At 46.3% G+C, this 1361-nt stretch carries 9 tRNA genes; all 9 read left to right on the forward strand.

From position 1 onward, the window contains the following. Positions 1-132 precede the first annotated feature (132 nt). The 9 genes from H5993_RS09115 to H5993_RS09155 all read left to right on the forward strand — a co-directional run bounded on the left by H5993_RS09115 (position 133) and on the right by H5993_RS09155 (position 955). Positions 133-224, forward strand: a tRNA-Ser gene (locus H5993_RS09115). A gap of 5 nt (positions 225-229) precedes the next feature. Then, a tRNA-Glu gene (locus H5993_RS09120) sits at positions 230-302 on the forward strand. Between the two features lie 9 nt (positions 303-311). After that, positions 312-384, forward strand: a tRNA-Val gene (locus H5993_RS09125). 31 nt (positions 385-415) lie between these two features. Continuing rightward, positions 416-488: transfer RNA gene (locus tag H5993_RS09130), tRNA-Phe, on the forward strand. A gap of 6 nt (positions 489-494) precedes the next feature. Beyond that, positions 495-577 (forward strand) — tRNA-Tyr (locus H5993_RS09135). 6 nt (positions 578-583) lie between these two features. Continuing rightward, positions 584-654 (forward strand) — tRNA-Trp (locus H5993_RS09140). A 17-nt stretch (positions 655-671) separates the two neighbouring features. Further along, positions 672-746: transfer RNA gene (locus tag H5993_RS09145), tRNA-His, on the forward strand. A gap of 39 nt (positions 747-785) precedes the next feature. After that, positions 786-856: transfer RNA gene (locus H5993_RS09150), tRNA-Cys, on the forward strand. Positions 857-870: 14 nt separating this feature from the next. Next, positions 871-955, forward strand: a tRNA-Leu gene (locus H5993_RS09155). Positions 956-1361 lie beyond the last annotated feature (406 nt).

Consider the following 1361-nt stretch of genomic DNA (forward strand, 5'->3'; position numbering starts at 1 on the left):
TGCCGAACACAGAAGTTAAGCTTCAACGCGCCGAAAGTAGTTGGGGGATCGCTCCCTGCGAGGATAGGGCGTCGCCACGCGATGATCAAGCCTTTGGCACCTGGCAGTTAAATGTGTCAGGGCTTGGATTTTGGAGAGTTGTCCGAGCTGGCCGAAGGAGCAGCATTGGAAATGCTGTATACGGGTTAAAGCCTGTATCAAGGGTTCGAATCCCTTACTCTCCGTTTATGACCCGTTGGTCAAGCTGGTTAAGACACCAGCCTTTCACGCTGGTAACATGGGTTCGAGTCCCGTACGGGTCATATTACTTTGGAGGATTAGCTCAGTTGGGAGAGCGTCTGCCTTACAAGCAGAGGGTCACAGGTTCGAGCCCTGTATCCTCCATTACAGCTAAATAGTTGTATAACCTAAAGATGGCTCGGTAGCTCAGTTGGTAGAGCAACGGATTGAAGCTCCGTGTGTCGGCGGTTCGATTCCGTCCCGCGCCACTTTATGGAGGAGTAGCGAAGTCTGGTTAAACGCGACGGTCTGTAAAACCGTTCCTTCGGGTTCGGTGGTTCGAATCCACTCTCCTCCACTTTATAGGGATATAGTTAAACGGTATAACTACGGTCTCCAAAACCGTCATTGTGGGTTCGATTCCTACTATCCCTGCTCAACTGAATATTTTGGCGGTATTGGTGAAGTTTGGTTAACACATCGGTTTGTGGGTCCGACATGCGTGGGTTCGAATCCCACATACCGCCCTTGTAACTAGTCATTATGATTAGTTAGTATAACTAATTGGTGGTATAGCCAAGTGGTAAGGCAGAGGTCTGCAAAACCTTTATCACCGGTTCGAATCCGGTTACCACCTTTTAGTAAAGACATGCCTCTGTGGCGGAATTGGCAGACGCGCTGGACTCAAAATCCAGTTCCCGTTGAGGGAGTGTGGGTTCGACCCCCACCGGAGGCATTTTAAAATATTCAGGTCTTTGCTTAAGAAGCGATCAGAGTTATTCTGATCGCTTTTATTTTTGTATATTCACATTAAATCCTGGTGGTGTGCCAATCGGGTTTAAAGAGTCTACAATATTTGGTTTATGGGATTTTATGGGCTCTTCGTCAACTGGTACTGATAGAATTTTTAAGGCTAAATTGGTCTAGTTTAGGCTGCCCAACGTGGGTGGCCTTTTTTGTCCCTCAATTTAATCTTAAAATGTGGGTTCTTGGCGACTAAGAGAATTCTTAAACGGAAGTTGTAGAAACTTCGATAGTAAGCGGTGAACAACTGCACGTATTGACAAAATAAAGAACGGACTAAGCAATTTCTTAGCCCGTTCTTTATTGCTATTTATGGCATGCTACTTGAACCTGTTTTG

The organism is Limosilactobacillus alvi (assembly GCF_016900115.1).
Taxonomy (GTDB): domain Bacteria; phylum Bacillota; class Bacilli; order Lactobacillales; family Lactobacillaceae; genus Limosilactobacillus; species Limosilactobacillus alvi.